The 17,181-nt window shown below is 47.2% G+C and carries 8 protein-coding genes; 5 read left to right on the top strand and 3 right to left on the bottom strand.

The annotated features are described in order from the left end of the window. Nucleotides 1-28: 28 nt before the first annotated feature. Complete coding sequence (locus DXD78_RS18915) at nt 29-904, bottom strand: ATP-binding protein (RefSeq protein WP_227741078.1); 876 nt, start codon at nt 902-904, stop codon at nt 29-31. 193 nt (nt 905-1,097) lie between these two features. On the opposite strand from DXD78_RS18915, the gene DXD78_RS18910 reads away from it, so the two are divergent. Next, entirely contained in the window at nt 1,098-2,519 is a 1,422-nt protein-coding gene (locus tag DXD78_RS18910) for a sialate O-acetylesterase (RefSeq protein ID WP_005831010.1), read from the top strand. Nucleotides 2,520-2,661: 142 nt separating this feature from the next. On the opposite strand, the gene DXD78_RS18905 is transcribed toward DXD78_RS18910, so the two are convergent. Beyond that, the gene (locus DXD78_RS18905; RefSeq protein WP_005834212.1) at nt 2,662-5,196 is read right to left on the bottom strand and encodes a glycoside hydrolase family 9 protein; all 2,535 of its coding nucleotides are present in this window, start codon (nt 5,194-5,196) and stop codon (nt 2,662-2,664) included. A 339-nt stretch (nt 5,197-5,535) separates the two neighbouring features. Here DXD78_RS18905 and DXD78_RS18900 point away from each other — a divergent pair, with 339 nt between their 5' ends. The 3 genes from DXD78_RS18900 to DXD78_RS18890 are packed head-to-tail and all read left to right on the top strand — an operon-like array spanning nt 5,536 to nt 10,458. Beyond that, nucleotides 5,536-6,789: an AGE family epimerase/isomerase gene (locus tag DXD78_RS18900; RefSeq protein ID WP_009037559.1), complete on the top strand. Its 1,254-nt coding sequence runs from the start codon at nt 5,536-5,538 to the stop codon at nt 6,787-6,789. Nucleotides 6,790-6,812: 23 nt separating this feature from the next. Further along, nucleotides 6,813-8,687 (top strand): hypothetical protein, encoded by a 1,875-nt coding sequence (locus DXD78_RS18895; protein WP_227741077.1) that lies wholly within the window; start codon nt 6,813-6,815, stop codon nt 8,685-8,687. Between the two features lie 40 nt (nt 8,688-8,727). Then, the gene (locus tag DXD78_RS18890) at nt 8,728-10,458 is read left to right on the top strand and encodes a glycoside hydrolase family 9 protein (protein WP_005831000.1); all 1,731 of its coding nucleotides are present in this window, start codon (nt 8,728-8,730) and stop codon (nt 10,456-10,458) included. Nucleotides 10,459-10,463: 5 nt separating this feature from the next. On the opposite strand, the gene DXD78_RS18885 is transcribed toward DXD78_RS18890, so the two are convergent. Further along, a complete protein-coding gene (locus DXD78_RS18885; RefSeq protein WP_009037561.1) occupies nt 10,464-14,375 on the bottom strand; it encodes a two-component regulator propeller domain-containing protein in 3,912 nt (1,303 codons plus the stop codon). A 256-nt stretch (nt 14,376-14,631) separates the two neighbouring features. On the opposite strand from DXD78_RS18885, the gene DXD78_RS18880 reads away from it, so the two are divergent. After that, nucleotides 14,632-17,007 carry a TIM-barrel domain-containing protein gene (locus tag DXD78_RS18880; protein ID WP_005830996.1) on the top strand — a complete coding sequence of 792 codons (2,376 nt, stop codon included), beginning with the start codon at nt 14,632-14,634 and terminating at the stop codon, nt 17,005-17,007. The last annotated feature ends 174 nt before the right edge of the window (nt 17,008-17,181 follow it).

Here is a 17,181-nt window from a genome sequence, read left to right as displayed (position 1 = left end):
AGAACTTATAACTGAATCCCGTTTCTATTTACACAAAATTATGGATACTGCCGATTTCGATAATCTCATCTGTCACTTTTTCAGACGTACCGCTCCAGATGAAATAGCACAACTGTTGCAAATACCACGAATGGCATTTCACGATGTCGCACAGTTGTTCTGCTTGCTGTTCGCTGATTTCTTTGTTCGTCCGGTGGAAGGCATTGACGATGAAGGGCACCCATTCCTCTTTCTTTATCTTTTGCAGGAACAGTACTTGTCCGAAGCGGTAGAAGGGGTTAGAAGAATTGTTGAAGATATCCATCATCATATGCCGCTTGCTTCCGTAAAAGCAATAGGAGACTTGTTGCTGCTTCTGCCAGGCAGAGCGCATTTTTCCCTCCATACTTTTGTAGCCGGGTAGTAGTGCCAGTTGTTGGAACTCGTCGATGCAGACAATCAGGTGTATGCCTTTGGCAGCTGCTATCTTTTCGGGTAGTTCCAGTATCTCCATGACACTTTTTTCTTCCAGTTCCAATTTCAGGTCAAAGGAGAGGGTATCGGTTGGGTCGCTCTTCAATGTGATACTGGGAGAAACGGCTTTAAGAAACTGTTTCACATCTTCAAGCCTCTTTTCAAGGGTGGAGGCGGTGCAAGAAATGACTTCTCGCGCAAAGATGCGGTAGAATTCAGCTTCCGTCTTGATGCTGAATGCATCAATGAAGCAGACACGGATATGCTTGTCTTCTTGTGTCAGTTCGTCCATAGCTACTTTTACAAGCGACGATTTTCCCCATCGGCGCGGTGAAATAAGCATTACGTTGATGCCCGATCCAAGTAATTCTTTCAGTTGCTTTCGTTCTTCTACCCGATTGACGAAACTTTCTTTATCAACCAGTGTGCCGTATTGAAAAGGTGATTTCATAAACTTTCTGTTCTTGATTTAATGACAAATATACAAATTATACATCAATGTATAATACATCAATGTATAATTTTGTTTGAGCACATGTGCAAAAACACCCACTTTTTGCACATGAAACGGAGAACGTGAGCAAAAAAGCCTTATTTTTGCTCGCGTTATTGATTCCGAATATAATGTTAAATACAAATATACTATGAAAAGTAAGGTTCTTGCATTGATTCTATTATGCGGTGCCGCCTCGTTGGGCGCCAAAGTAAAACTGCCTGCACTGGTGGGCGACAACATGATACTCCAGCAGCAGACTGAAGTGAAACTGTGGGGAACGGCTGCTCCGGAAGCCGAAGTACGCGTTACGCCTTCGTGGAACGGACAGACAATGACTTGCCGTGCCGATAAGGATGGCGGTTGGACGCTTGCCGTGGAGACTCCGGCAGCAGGATACACGCCTTATGAGATAACTTTTGATGACGGAGAAAAAACTACGTTGAAGAATATCCTAATCGGTGAAGTATGGCTTGCTTCCGGCCAGAGCAATATGGAAATGCCCCTGAAAGGTTTTGCTGGCTGTTGCATCATGAACGGAGCGGATGACATCATAGTTTCTGCCGAGAATAAGGGGGTGCGTATGTTCACCGTTCCCAAGCACCAGACTTATGAACTGCAAACCGACTGCAAAGGTAGCTGGAACATATCTTCCATAGAAACCGCACCCGATTTCAGTGCGACGGCCTACTATTTTGCCACTTCGTTGAGCCGTGCCCTCCGGATTCCGGTCGGCATCATCTGTAGCGCTTACGGTGGATCCACTGTAGAAGGTTGGATAAGCCGTGAACTGCTGGAAAACTATCCAGACATATCTCTCAACCCCGATTCCATCGAACGCCTGCATCCCATGCTCCGCCCCATGCTGATGTACAATGCCATGCTGAAGCCGCTTCAGAACTATACCATCAAAGGGTTCATCTGGTATCAGGGAGAGTCGAACGTAGGTCGCCATGAAACATATGCCGAACGCTTGGCCGACATGGTGCAGCTGTGGCGCAAGGAATGGGGGCTGGGCGAATTGCCTTTCTACTTTGCCGAAATAGCGCCGTACGCCTATGGAGGTACCCAGCAAGAGAAAGCTGCTTACCTACGTGAAGCGCAATTCCGTGCCCAAAGCCTGATTCCGAACAGTGGTATGATTTCGACAAACGACCTTGTAGAGCCTTATGAGATGTACAATATCCATCCCCGCAACAAGACAAAGGTAGGTCAACGCTTGAGCTATCTGGCATTGAACCTTACCTATGGATTGAAGCAGATACACTGTTTCGGCCCACAATATAAGTCATGGACTGCTAAAGGCAGTGAAGCATGGGTTTCCTTCGACCATTTGGAAATGGGTATCTGTCGCAACTATGACCTTCGCGGTTTCGAAGTGGCGGGTGAGGACCGTGTGTTCCATCCTGCCGACAAAGTATGGCTGCACTGGCAGACGAATGAAGTGGTAATCTCTTCAGAAAAGGTATCCCATCCCGTCAGCGTGCGCTATTGTTTCCATGATTTCCAGATTGGTACGATGATCGGTGGGAATGAACTGCCTACCATTCCGTTCCGTACGGATAATTGGTGAAAGAGTGAAAAGTATATAAACACTTTCATTATACTATAATATTGGGCGCGGGTTACGCGGAATCCACGGATGCAGTAAACTAAATCCGTGTAATCCGCGCCTAAAAGAAAATATCCAGAGGGTTTTGTTCCCCCTCTGTCTTTTATTGTTTCAGCAACTGTTCTGCTGCAAGTACCAGGAACATATAGTGGGACGAACCTCCTCCCAACACATACTCAGTCTGTTGCCAGAGGAACGGGAACGTCAGGAGTTCCGGGAAGTCGGGACGGATAAGCGCCGTACCGGAAATGACTCCACCGGGAATGTACGACCAGTCTGCGCGGTTCAGTCCGTAGCCTACAGTGGCTGATTGTGCGCCGACACCCGAGGCGAAGGAAGCCTGGTTGGAGCCCGGGTGGCATCCGAGAATGAAGTTGAGGGCATTGAATACCGGTGCTTTCGGGAATATTTCCGGATAGGCGGTTGTCAGGAAGTAGTGCTGGAAGCCGAAACGCTGTATATCCCAGCCTGCACCCCAGATGTTCGGACGGTAGGGAACGCCATAGGGAGTCTCCTGCACTTGTTTGTTCAGTTCTTGTTCATATCCGGTCAAAGCTTTGCGGAAAGCTGCTGAAAAGGCTTTGGCTTTCTTGTTCTTCATCTGTGCGAACAGTTTTTCCACACGTGCCGTGTACCAGCCGATGCGGCCTATCTGCTTGATGATGAGCTCCTGGTTGTCCAGAATGAAGTCCATATAGGGTTGTTCGCCGGTGGTGAGGTACAGCTCTACGGCTGCCTGCACTTTGGGGAACAAGGCTCTGTTGTTGCCGCTTCCGGTAGAAGCATATACTTTGCGAGCAATGTCGAGGCAATGCACACTCAATGTATCATTGAAACCTTTCAATACACGTGATACGGCAGCCAGCTGGGCAGCTGTCGACAGTTCCCGTCCGGGGTTATCCTCCGTAAATATCCAGCGGTCGTCTTCATTACCGATTTTCCCGTCGGTCATGGCGGCGGCATCACCCAGAAGTACGTACTGGCGCAGGTCGTTGCAGATGATTCCCCGGTAGAGACGTCCCAGTGCCAGGTAGCCGTTGACTACCGTAAGGGCGCCGTTCTCTACTTGTTGCAGCAAGTCATTCTTACCGTCGGGCTGGTGGATTTCCGTCACACGGTTTATCTGGTCGATGGAAGTCACGTCGAGATTCGGGTGGAAAGCTTCGTAGGCCAGTGCCAGGATATAGGATTCTCCGGCTTGGGATTCGATGCGGAGGTCAAAGTCTCCGGCATCGTGCCAGCCGCCTATGTTCACTCCGGGAACCACTTCACCCGGTTTGAACTTGGACAGGCCCTCTTTCTGGTCGTAGCCGTCGATATGATTGTGTGCCGGTGCCATCTGGGCATCGTCCATGTGGCAGCAGTCGTGCCATACGCGGTATTTTTCGTTGACGCGCATGTGGCACATCTGTACGGGAAGGAAGTATTCCAGTACGGGTTGCCATACGCCACGGGCATATACGTCATTGTCGATGCGGAAGATGGGAGACACGGAGGTATTGTATTTAATCTTATAAAGCCCCGGTTCCTTTACATCTGTGAAGTTTACTTTCAGATAGTTATACCTCAAGAATTTACCCCAGTTGGCAGGAGTGACGTTCTTGACAACCTTTTCGCCGTCGGCATCAATGCGGATGATTTGTGCCGTTTCCTTTCTGTTGTCACGTATATCCATTTCGATGACGGCTTCCTTGTCCTGAGTGGGATGATAACCTATCTGTGAAGTCTGGATAACCGGCTGATACATCCAGTCGGCCACTACGTTCGGAGTGATAATCCATTTGACGGCACCTTTGGTGACACCCGGTTTTATGTTGCTGCGCAGTACGAACCAGCCGTTGTTGTGGTTCATACGCCCGTCAAACAGTTGCAGGTCACCGCTCAATGATTCGATGGTAACTTTGTTGTAAGGGTCATCGGGCCGGGAGGTGAACTTGGTTCCTTTGGCATAAGGTTCGCTGATGATGTCGTCTGCCACAATCGGGCTGTAACCTTTTCCTATCAGTTTGTCCATGTCTGCCAGCGATTTTTTGCCGTCATGGTAGTTTCCTGTATGCAGATAGTTGGGCTGGGTTGTCATCAGGGGGGAGTTGGGCTGTTGCGGGAAGATGCCGCTCTGACCGTCCATAATCCAGGGCTTGCCGAAGAGGGAACCCGGGAAGAATTCAAGGTTGAAGCCCACTTTTCCGATGAATTCCTGGGGAATGGGGCGGTCAAGATCTACGGTCACCTCTATGTTTTTACCTTTGCTTTCCACGTTTACCGTATATATAAGGTGGAGGTCCGGGTAAATCATCGGGTTGAATCCGGTGAGATGGCGTGAGGAGTCGGGATAGCACAGCGTGGCGGTGATGCTGTTGTCACCAAGCTTCCGGTCGAGCTGTTTCGGTACGGGTTGCCATTGTCCGGGCGTGGCTTCCAGGCGGATGTCTCCGTTTGTTGCCACACGGTGTCCGTTCATGATGATGCATACCCCTCCCTGGTGTCCTTCGGGATAGATGTCATCAAAAGCCATGACGTCGACTCCCTGGTTCTTGAAATAACCGGAGGATGTCAGCTTGAAGTCTTGCGCATGCAGCGTACTGCTGCCGCAAAGCAGTGCCAAGACTGATGCAAATAGGAAATGTTTCTTTCTCATAGTATCTATTTTTGAGTTACGAAATTTTCTACTAATATACGGACTAAAAAGGAAACGGATGGCTTTTGTTTGTAGCCAATAACGTTATGAAATGTGTCTTTTTCCTCTATTTTTATGATATTCATTGTTATATTTGTCATACAATGGTGTTTGAACTGCCAGATACCAACGTTTGAGCTAATAAAAGCTGATGTCTGGTAAAACAAGGACTCAGTACCCAAAAACAGCCTTTATCGGAACCAATTGTATCCATTGAAAAAGGATGGTAGTGAGTAGTGGCAACTTGTTTTTTTGTACATTTGCAATGTAACTATGATTAATTCCTTAAATCGCTATATTATGAAACGTATGTTTTCCGTTTTTTTGCTGATTACAGTATGGTTGCTGGTTACACCTTTCCTGCAAGCACAGTCACACGTAGACAAGGTTTTAAAAGATGAAATAACCTCGGACTTGAAAGAGAATATCCTCTCTTTTTGGGAAAGATACAGCGTAGACCCTTCCGGAGGCTTTTATGGTTCATTGGGACGTGACGGTGCCCCGATAGCGGATACTCCCAAAGGTGGTGTACTGAATGCCCGCATCCTTTGGACTTTTTCAACCGCCTACCGGATGTATGGCGATACTGCCTACCGTAAATTGGCTGACAGGGCGCAACGGTATTTCATAGACCACTTCATTGATTCGCAGTATGGAGGCGTATATTGGCTGATAAAAGCGGACGGTACCCCATTGGATACGAACAAGCAGACTTACGGCTGCTCTTATGCTATCTACGGTTTGTCCGAACATTTTAGAGCAACGGGCAACAATGAAAGCCTGCAAAAAGCCATAGAACTTTACCGGACCATGGAGAGCAGAATCAAAGACCCCGTAAACGATGGTTATATAGAATCTTTCACCCGCGAATGGGGAGTTCCCCAAAAGCTGGGATATGATGGAGATGGCGTTGCCACCAAAACAATGAATACCCATATCCACGTATTGGAGGCATACACAGCTTTATATAAAGTATGGAAGGATAATGGCCTACGCGAACGTCTTACAAAAGTAATAGATTTGATAATAACCAAGCTCTACAATCCACAAACACATCACCTGATATTGTACTGTGATTCGAATTGGAACAATCTGGATGACATCGACTCTTACGGGCATGACATCGAAACTTCCTGGTTGCTGACGGAAGCTGCAGAGGCTCTGGGTGACCCGGAGGTTATCGGGAGGTGCAGGAAGGTAGCATTGGAACTTGCAGACGCCTCCTTGAAAGAGGGCATCAACCCGATGGGCGCCATGATGTACGAACGGCATAAGGACAAAATCAGGAAGGATGCTTCCTGGTGGTGCCAGGCGGAAACTGTGGTCGGTTGTATCAATGCCTGGCAACTGACTGGTGAACAATCTTATTTGGACAGTGCCGTCCGCACTTGGAACTTCATCAAATCACGGATGATAGACAAGGAGTATGGTGAATGGTTCAGAACGGTGCTGGAAGATGGAACTCCCCGCTACAAGGAGCCTAAAGCAAGTATGTGGAATTGTCCCTATCATAACAGCCGTATGGGGTTTGAGATTGATACCAGACTGAAATGACAACCTTTTATAGATTTGATATTATGAAGAATTTACGAATTTTCCAGTTTGGAATAGTTGTATTGCTGTGTGGTATATTATCTCTGCCGCTTTCTGCCCAGACGGAAGTGATGGCATGGAGCAATATCACGGGTGTCCGTGTAGACGGTGAATTGATAGACTTTGAGTCATCCCTGCGTGTCGGAACCTTGAAAGGAGATATGGAGATTACTGGAAAGGAGAAGCAGGTCCGTCCCGTTTTCCATCGTGAGGGGGATATGCAGGAAGTGACGACTACTCTACGAGGTGTAAAGTTCCATCAGAAAGTGACTGATAAGGGAAAAGGCTTGGTGGAGATTTCTATTGATGCGCTGTCGGACACTACTTTGAACCAGACAGCCTATTACTGTATTGCTTTAAGTCCGGAAAACTACGTTGATGCCAAAGTAAGGACAAGTGGCAGGAAGCTGACCGTTACTTCGGCCAATAGGAAGTTGGAATTCAAGTTCAATAAGTCTGTAAAGGCCACGGTTGAAAAAGAGTCTACCGGTACTGTTGTGTATATCTCGCTAATGCCGATTCTGAAAAAGGCTGGGAGAACAGCATTGTCTATGGAACTGCATGCTTCCGGAGTGATAGATCACAGTGACGCGGAAATTACATTGGATATGCAGAATCCGGGAAGTTTGTTTGCAGGCTTTGGAGGGAATTTCCGCCTGCAGAATCCTGCTGCCGACCCTAAAGTGATAGATTACTGTCTGGAAAACTTGCGCGTAGCTTATGGCCGTGTGGAATTTCCGTGGAGATTGTGGCAACCCGAAGAAGAATCCGATCCTATTGCCGTGGCACAGAATGGGGGACTGAACAAGCGGGTGGAGGAAAGTCTCCTCATGGCAAAGCGCTTGAAGGCGATGGGAATGCCGGTAATACTAAGCTGTTGGTTTCCGCCTGCATGGGCCATTGACGGAGGTCCTGCAAGTTATGCCCGTCAAGGTGGTGTCATTGCTTATCGTCTGGATAACCGGAAAAAGGAGAAGATTTATAAATCCATGGCAGATTATCTGTTGTATGCCAAACGGTATTATGGTATTGAGTTCTCCATGTTCTCGTTCAATGAATCGGATTTGGGTATTGATGTCCTCCACACTCCGCAGGAGCATGCAGATTTCATTAAGGAGTTCGGTGCTTATCTGGCAGGGTTGAATCTTCCTACCCGCATGCTGCTTGGCGACAATTCGGATGCCACTACTTTCGATTTTATCCTTCCTGCTTTGAACAATCCTGAGACTCATAAGTATATTGGTGCAGTTTCTTTCCATTCATGGCGTGGTTGTGATGATGTTACGTTAAGGAAGTGGGCGGGTGCTGCCAAAGAGATTAATGTACTACTCTTGGTTGGTGAGGGTAGTACGGATGCCGCTGCTCATGGTTATGCCGAGATATTCAATGAGTCGACGTTTGCACTTTATGAAATCAATCTGTATACACGTATTTGTGCGATTTGCCAACCATTGTCCATCTTGCAGTGGCAGCTCACTTCAGACTATTCGTTGTTGTGGGGAGACGGCATTTATGGCTCCAAAGGTCCTTTGCGTCCTACACAACGTTTCTGGAACATTAAGCAGCTGGCCTCCACTCCGGCCGATGCCTTGGCTATTCCAGTCAGTAGCAGCAAGAAAAATGTAAACTGTGCGGCTTTCGGAAATATGGTGCGCGGAGAATATGCCGTCCATATGGTCAATAATGGGGCGGATTGCGAGGCTGTCATCTCCGGTATCCCTGCAGAAGTGAAGGAACTGAAAGTCTATGTGACCAATACAAAGGACTGCATGAAGGAAACTGCAGTGAAGGTGGAGAATGGACTGGTACGGGTACACTTGCCGGCTATCAGTTTCATTACCTTATTGTCGGATAAATAATTTTGAAATGGAATAATATTAATATATAAAGAATAGTGATATGAATATAACTACATGTCTGTTTACAGTTCTGGGAGGAATGGCCACTTTAGGGCATCCTTCAGAAACTGTACGTTTGAATCAGTTAGGGTATTATCCCCAGCAGGAAAAAGTAGCTGTGGTGAATGCCGGTGAGGTACGTGAATTTACCATAGTAGATGCAGCCACGGGCAATCGGCTACTTTCCGGCAAACCCGGATATACCGCTTCATCCGCTTGGTCGGATAGGAGCAGGACAATATTGGATTTCAGTGACATCACGGTACCGGGAAGATATCTTCTGTTGGTTAACGGCGATTCAGTGGCATTCGAAGTAAAGGAAAAGGTGCTGTCCCCTTTGGCCGATGCCGCTTTGAAATCTTTCTATTACCAACGTACGGGTATGCCCATCGAAGCGACTTATGCGGGTCGGTGGAGCCGTCCGGCAGGCCATCCAGATGACAAGGTGCTGGTACATCCCAATGCTGCCGGGCCGGAACGTAAGGCGGGAGCGGTGATTTCTTCTCCGGGAGGATGGTATGATGCCGGAGATTATAACAAGTACATTGTGAACTCCGCTTATTCCATCGGATTGATGCAGGCGATTTATGCCCGCTTTCCTGACTATTTTATCCGTCAACGGGTGAACATCCCGGAAAGCGGAAACCACACGCCCGATTTGCTGGACGAGATGTACTATAACCTGAAATGGATGCTGACCATGCAAGACCCTGCCGACGGAGGAGTCTACCACAAGCTGACTACCCCTTCGTTCGAGGGATTTATCAAGCCTACGGAGTGTAAGCAGCCCCGTTATGTAGTTCAGAAATCAGTAACGGCGGCATTGGACTATGCTGCGGCTTTAGCGCAAGCTTCCGTGTTGTTTGCTCCTTACGAAGAGGATTATCCTGGCTTTTCGGAAGTGGCTTTGCAGGCTGCCGAACGTGCTTACGCCTGGGCAGAAGCGCATCCGCAAGCGCTCTATCATCAGGACCTCCTCAACAAGCAATATCAACCTGCCGTGGTTACGGGAGCTTACGGTGATCGTAGTGCCGATGACGAATTCTTCTGGGCGGCTTCCGAGCTCTATCTTGCTACGGGAAAGCCCGTTTACCGGGAACAAGTGAAGAAGCATCTGCCCACTGCATATAAGACTCCTTCTTGGGGCAATACCACTGCGTTGGGCGTGTTTGCCTGGCTGCAACCGGGCAGGGAATATCAGGGTGAAGACGTGGAGTTGGCAAATGCCATGAAAGACCTGCTACTGGACTATGCTGCCGAGGCTGTGCGGGGTGCTGACCGCTCTCCTTTCCACGCTCCTTACGGCAACGATGCCAAAGATTTCTTTTGGGGATGCCTTGCCGAAGGGTGTGCTAACCAAGCCACTTCACTGGTTTGCGCCTATTTGCTTACGGGTGAGAAGTCGTACCTGACGAACGCCTACCGCAATATGGACTACATTTTAGGAAAGAATGCCACGGGATATTGTTATGTCACCGGTTTCGGGATGAAAAGTCCTCTGTATCCGCACCATCGTCTTTCTGCATCGGATGATATAGAGGCACCTCTTCCCGGTTTCCTTGTTGGCGGTCCCAATCCTGGCCAACAAGACGGTGTACCCTATCCTTCCAATCTGCCGGATGAGTCTTATGCAGATGTGGAAGGTTCGTATGCTTCCAATGAAATAGCCATTAATTGGAGTGCTGCTTTGGTGGCGTTGGTGTCTTCGTTGGATGCTTTGATGTCAAAATAATGTTTCTATTCAGCCTGCTGCCTTATAAATTCGGATGGGCTGATGTTGAACTCTTCTTTAAAATGTTTGGAGAATATCTTGGGGGAGTTATACCCCAAGGTATATGCAATTTCCGAAACTTGCATCTGGCTTTCTGTCAAGAGTTGTTGTGCACGTTTCATACGGATGGTCCTGATGAATTCGATGGGTTTCTTTCCCGTTATCTTAATCATTTTCTTGTAGAAATAGCTGCGTGATATATTCAGGCTGCTGGCAAGCTCCTCGACGGAAAACTCGGTTTCGCTGATATTGTCCTCTACAATCTGGATGGCTTTTTCCACCAGCTGCTGGTCAAGGGGAGTGATGGTGATACGGCTTGGCTCGATTTTAATGTCCTGATTGAATATTTCCTGACGTTTGACGTTCATCTCGATAATCTTGTTGATGCGCAGCTTGAGGACTTCCATATTGAAAGGCTTGGTGATATAGTCGTCTGCGCCAACGCTAAGCCCTTCCAATTGGTGTTCTTCACTTGCCTTAGCTGTCAGGAGGATAATGGGGATATGGGAGTAGCGTATGTCATTCTTGATGGTTGAACATAGTTCCAGACCATCCATCTCGGGCATCATGATGTCACTGACCACTAAATCAATATCTTCCTTTTCCAGTACATTCAGTGCATGTTTTCCGTTTGTGGCTTTTAATACATGATACTGCCTGGCAAGACTTTCAGAGAGAAATTTCAAGAAGTCGTAGTTGTCATCTACGAGTAGTATGGTGAATGGATGGGATTCTTCTTTTATTTCCGGTCCTTCGACCGGTTCTCCGTTTTTGGTTTCATTACTGTTCTGGTGTAGGGGTAGGGCAATCAGGAATACAGAACCACAAGGCTGGTTATCCCTGACACAGACAGTACCCTGATGCATCTTTACGTATTCGGAAACAATGTGCAGTCCAATGCCGCTGCCTCCGTTGTTCGACTGGTTTTTGCCCGACTGATAGAATCTTTGGAATATTTTCTCCTTGGCTTCATCCTCTATGCCGCAACCGGTGTCGGTAAAGGTCAGTTCCAGATTTGTGCCTCTTACGGCAATATCCAGTGAGATGCTTCCTTTATTGGGAGTGAACTTGAATGCATTTGACAGGATATTTGTGCATATCTTGCGTATCTTGTCATAGTCGAAATCCATGAATACAGAATGTTGTGGAGCGGTAAGGCTATAGCTGATGTTCCGTTTCTGTGCTATCGGATCGAAAGAGTGGAATATTTCACTCAGAATGATAAGGATGTTGTCATGTTTGCATTTCAGGGTTTCAGCCTTGGCATCCAGCTTTCTGAAATCCAGCAGTTGGTTAATCAGTTCCAGCAGATAGTCGGCATTTTGTTTGACCATATCCAGAATGCCTTTACGATATTCGGGATGGTCTACGAAAAACTCTTCAAGCGGATTGATGATAAGTGACAAGGGGGTCCGCAGTTCGTGACTTATGTTGGCAAAGAACTGCAGTTTCATATTGTTGATTTTCTGCTGCCTTTCATTTTCCACCTCGATGGCCTGCATGATTTGTTTCTGCTTTTGGCGTAAGCGCAGATTGCGGATAATGGACAGAAGGATGCACAAAACGATACCGCTATATATGGTATAAGCCCACCAAGTGCGCCACCAAGGAGGGAGTATCTTTATTTTCAGTTCCTTGACGTTGGGGCTCCATATGCCTTGTGAGTTGCATGCCTTGACGGATAAAGTATAGTTTCCGGCAGTCAGCATGGATAGGTTTACTTTGTTGTTTTCAGCATAAATCCAGTTGGAATGAATCTTATAGGCATATTTTATCTTATCCGTTTCCACCAGGTCGAGGGCAGAGAAGGACAGAGTGAATGAATTTTCCTTTTCAGTGAAGGAAAGATGTTGTGCACATTCAAGTGAGCTGCCGTTCAGGATGTCCGGATGGGTCATTCCGGATTTGAGCTCAATACCGGTAAGGTAAATATTGGCATCATAACTTGTGGTCAGGATGTCTTGTGGAATGATAGTCTGGTAACCTTGTGGCGTGCCTATCAGTATATTGCCGTTCTGTAGCTTGAGGATGGCGTGGACATTGGTATCGTTGCATATCAGTCCGTCGCTTACGGAGTAGTTCACGATGGCGTATGTACCGTTTGTTATTTTGATTCGTGAGATGCCGTTGCCGGTACCAATCCACATCTGGTTGTTGTTGTCTTCCGTGACGGCTCTGACGAGGTTGGCGGCAAGTCCGTTTTTCTGGTCAAGGAAGTAGATGGAGTCGTTCTTCTGGTTCCATATACTCAGTCCGTGTGGATGTCCTATCCAAAGAAGGTCCCGGCTGTCCTTATAGACAGTGAGCATATTGTTCTCCTTGAAGCGGCCGGCTTCGGCGTAGATATTATAGGCTTGGGTTTCCGTATCGATGATAATGAGTCCTCCTTTGGTCGCTACGTAAAGGGTACTGTCTTTATCATAGTACATATCTCGGACAAAGAATTCTCCCGGACGGTACAAGATGGTGTCAAACTGCTCGGTTTCCGGATTTAACCTCTGTATGTATCCTTTCATGGTACCTATCCAGATGTATCCGTGTTTGTCTACCTTTACTGTATACACATTGTTCTCGAGAAGCTGGCTGTTACTTACTGTGTATTGTTTGATTTGCCCTTTCGAGTAGCATAGCAGTCCTTTCTGGAAGGTGCCTATCCATAGGCGGTTTTTGGAGTCGATGGATAAGTCGACTACAATATTGGCGGGAGTTGCTATCTTTTCGTATGAATCGGTCACTAGTGAACGTCGGATTAGTCCCGTACCGTCTGTTCCGTAGTAAATGTATTCCTGGCTGGTGTCTTCGCAGAAGGTCAGGATATCATCATATTCCAGGGATTTGTTGCATAGTATGATTTGGGACATGGGGCTATAATAGGAAATACCGTGTTTGAAATTCCCTATGTATATGGTTCCGTCTTTGTCCCGGTAAATGGTATTCAGATTGTTGCTGGCAATGGTGTGCGGTTTCAATGGATTGTGCACCAAGTTGGTAAGCGATTTGGTCAGGGTGTTGTAAACGAACAGCCCCATATGGCTGGTAAGTATCCATACGTTGCCGTCTCCCAGGTCGAGGATGCGTTGCACGCGATTGTACTGTATGTGAGTGTTATTGTTCAGGCTGATGTCCTCCCATTGCTGTGTAAAACTGTTCTTGTGCAAAAGTAGGCTGTTTTGGAAGGTGTATACCCATAGGCTTTCGTTTTGGTCTATGTAAATGTGTGGCTCATGATTCTCCAGCAAAGGTCTATAGATGGTGGGAATGGCTATTTCCTTGACTTCGGAAGTCTGCTTGCTGATACTGTATAGGGTACCGTTGGAGTACATTATATAAATGAACTGGACACCTATATAGAGGTTTGAAATCTTTTCAACTGCCAGTGGATAGGCTTTGATGGAGCTGTTGTCCATGCTTCGTATGTAAAGTTTGGAATAGTCGTAGGCCCAAAACTCATTCTTGGATGTTTTTCCCATCCTCAGAATGTTTTTACTGGGGATTTGCAGCCCATCGAGTATGGGTTTATAGTCATTGTCGAATTTACCGGTCTTATAATTATAGATACTGTAGCCGCTGGAAGTCCTTATCCATACATTGTCGTCCGGTCCTTCGAAAATTTCGCTGATGGCATCGTCCGGCAGGTCGGAGTTGTTCTGGTAATACTGCTGGAAGGAGTAGCCGTCGTATTTGTTGAGTCCTGATTCTGTCCCCACCCAGAGGAATCCCCTATTGTCTCTGTAGATGCTTCGGACACTGTTGTTGGAGAGTCCTTCTGTTGTAGAGAGCTGCTTGAACATGACAGCCGGCGGGATTTCCGCTGAGTTACCTTGAACAGTAAGGAGGAAGGCCAGGTTGCATATAAGGAATAGGAGCAGTTGTTTCATGTATTTTCTTTATTAGAAGGATTAACAATATTGTAACTGCAAACTTAAATATAATCCTTCGAACGAGCAAGGAAAGATTTGCGTATTCGTGTGGGATGATATCCTCCGTTTGGTGAAAAATAGTATGCATTTTGTTTCCAATGGCCCTATATGGGTTCTATGAAACAAAACCGGATATTAAAAGACATTTTTAAGGCATCTGTGTTTCCTTTAAGAAAAATACATTTGCAGGCGAGATCATTTAAATCCTAATAGTATGAAGAAAGAACTTTTAGCAGTGGCGATGCTGTTGTTTGCCGGTGGCAATCTGTTGGCACAGCCACATGTCAATGACGGTACTTCGTATTTGATGAACCAACCTCTGGACATGAGTACCGATTTCCGTGACTTGAGTAATACCTTGTTTTTTGCAGATCACCTGGAGTCATTCGATGCCAAGTCGGGTGAAGGGCTGGTGAATTGGAAACGCGGGCATCTGATGCCCCGCCAAGCCTTCAATACCAACGGTGCACAGCCCCGTAAAATGAGAATGCTCGATTTCCCCTTCACTGCCTATGAAAATGACCCTAACCTCAAATTCAAGATTGACTTTGTAACTCCGCGTACGGTACGTATCCGTATGCTAACGACCCCGGTGGAACCCAAACCTGCCGCTTCCATCATGTTGGCAAAGGAACCGGGCAGGGATGGAAGCTGGAAAGTTACCGAGACGAATGACAAGATTATCTATTCCAGCGACTATGGAACCATTCAGATTAACAAGAATCCTTGGAGAATCGTCTTGAAGGATAAAGCCGGACGTATCTTGAGCCAGACTGCCGCTTTGAGCGACGCGGACTCTACGCAGGTAAAATATACGCCGTTCTGTTTTGTGAAGCGGGGAAGCGACAATGCTCGCCGCATCAATCCGGTATTTACCTTGACTGCAGATGAAATGATTTTTGGTTGCGGAGAGTCTGCCACTGGGCTGAACAAGGCCGGACAGAAGGTGAACTTGTTCGTTACAGACCCACAAGGGCCTGAGACGGACCAGATGTACAAACCGATTCCTTTCTTTATGAGTAACCGGGGATATGGTATGTTTATGCATACATCCGCTCCCGTGACTTGTGATTTTGGTGCTACCTATATTGGGCTGAACAAAATGTTCATGGGTGACGAGAACCTGGATTTGTTCGTTTTCTTCGGCGAGCCGAAAGATATTCTGGACGAGTACACCGATTTGGTAGGAAAGCCGGGCATGCCCCCCTTGTGGTCTTTCGGTACGTGGATGAGCCGTATTACCTATTTCAGTGAAAAGGAAGGTTATGATGTAGCGGCCAATATCCGTAAGAACAAGTATCCGTGCGATGTTATCCATTTCGATACCGGCTGGTTTGATGTGGACTGGCAGTGTGACTATAAATTCTCCGAGAACCGTTTCCAGAATCCACAGCAGATGTTGAAGGATTTGAGGTCTCAAGGTTTCCATGTATGTTTGTGGCAGTTGCCTTATTTCACTCCTAAAAACCGTTATTTCTCTGAACTGATAGAGAAAGACATGTATGTGAAAAATGGAAATGGTGAACTTCCCTACGAAGATGTGGTGCTTGATTTTTCCAATCCGGAAACAGTAAAGTGGTATCAGGACAAACTGGCGGGATTGCTGAATATCGGTGTCAGTGCCATTAAAGTAGACTTTGGCGAGGCTGCTCCACTGAATGGTATTTACGCTTCCGGCAAGAGCGGATGGTATGAGCATAACCTCTATCCGGTGCGTTATGATATGGCAGTGTCCGAGATAACCAAGAAGTTGCACAACGAGAATATAATGTGGGCACGTGCCGCATGGGCTGGTTCCCAGCGTTATCCATTGCATTGGGGCGGTGATGCTGCAACTACGAACACGGGTCTGCTGGGTACGCTTCGTGCAGGCTTGTCCTTCGGCTTGTCCGGTTTCTCCTTCTGGAGCCATGATATGGGCGGCTTTGTAAAATCCACTCCGGAGGACTTGTATTGCCGCTGGATACCGTTCGGTTTTCTTACTTCCCATACCCGCGCGCATGGGGCACCTCCGACAGAGCCGTGGTTGTACGACAGCAAGCGTGTGCAGGATGTCTTCCGCAAGAGTGCGGAGATGAAGTACCGTCTGATGCCTTATGTGTATGCTCAGGCTAAGGAATGTACAGAAAAGGGCTTACCGATGCTAAGAGCCTTGTTTGTAGAATTCCCCGATGATCCGGGAGCATGGAAAGTGGATGACGAGTATCTCTTCGGTTCGCAGATTCTGGTTGCCCCCTTGCTTGAATCCGGTATGACGGGCCGCACAGTTTACCTTCCCGAAGGAAAATGGATAGACTACCAGACAGAGAAAGTCTACGAAGGCGGATGGCACCGGATTGAAGCAGGCAGTCTGCCGATAATCATGCTGGTACGTGACGGTTCGGTACTTCCTCATCTGAAGTTGGCGCAGTCCACTGCTGAGATGGATTGGAGCAAAATGAGCCTGAAGGTATACAGTGCTGACAAGAAGCAGGCAGAAGGATTGGTTTGTCTACCTGCCGACAACCGTATTCAGGTTGTGAAAGTGGATTGTGGAAAGGCCAAACCGCAACTGTTGAACCAGATTGAAGGCACTTCCCTGAGTTTCTGAACTTAATCTTTGAAAATCTATATTGAATTCACCCCTGTCGGTATGGAAGAGAAAGGGATATAGTTACCGAAATCTGTGCCACTATGGTGGCACAGATGTGCCTTCCCAATGGCACGGCAGTGCCTCTATAGTGGCACAAAATTGTGTCGCATATCTTTTTCCCGATGTGCTTAT

It is taken from the genome of Bacteroides sp. D20, from assembly GCF_003436255.1.
Lineage (GTDB): Bacteria > Bacteroidota > Bacteroidia > Bacteroidales > Bacteroidaceae > Bacteroides > Bacteroides uniformis.
Note: the sequence above shows the minus strand (reverse complement) of the source record. Positions and strands in the feature narration are given on the sequence as shown.

Bases quoted from the DNA above. Each gene is read 5' to 3' on its own strand.
- DXD78_RS18915 (WP_227741078.1), bottom strand. From the start codon at position 904: ATGAAATCACCTTTTCAATACGGCACACTGGTTGATAAAGAAAGTTTC.
- DXD78_RS18910 (WP_005831010.1), top strand. From the start codon at position 1,098: ATGAAAAGTAAGGTTCTTGCATTGATTCTATTATGCGGTGCCGCCTCG.
- DXD78_RS18905 (WP_005834212.1), bottom strand. From the start codon at position 5,196: ATGAGAAAGAAACATTTCCTATTTGCATCAGTCTTGGCACTGCTTTGC.
- DXD78_RS18900 (WP_009037559.1), top strand. From the start codon at position 5,536: ATGAAACGTATGTTTTCCGTTTTTTTGCTGATTACAGTATGGTTGCTG.
- DXD78_RS18895 (WP_227741077.1), top strand. From the start codon at position 6,813: ATGAAGAATTTACGAATTTTCCAGTTTGGAATAGTTGTATTGCTGTGT.
- DXD78_RS18890 (WP_005831000.1), top strand. From the start codon at position 8,728: ATGAATATAACTACATGTCTGTTTACAGTTCTGGGAGGAATGGCCACT.
- DXD78_RS18885 (WP_009037561.1), bottom strand. From the start codon at position 14,375: ATGAAACAACTGCTCCTATTCCTTATATGCAACCTGGCCTTCCTCCTT.
- DXD78_RS18880 (WP_005830996.1), top strand. From the start codon at position 14,632: ATGAAGAAAGAACTTTTAGCAGTGGCGATGCTGTTGTTTGCCGGTGGC.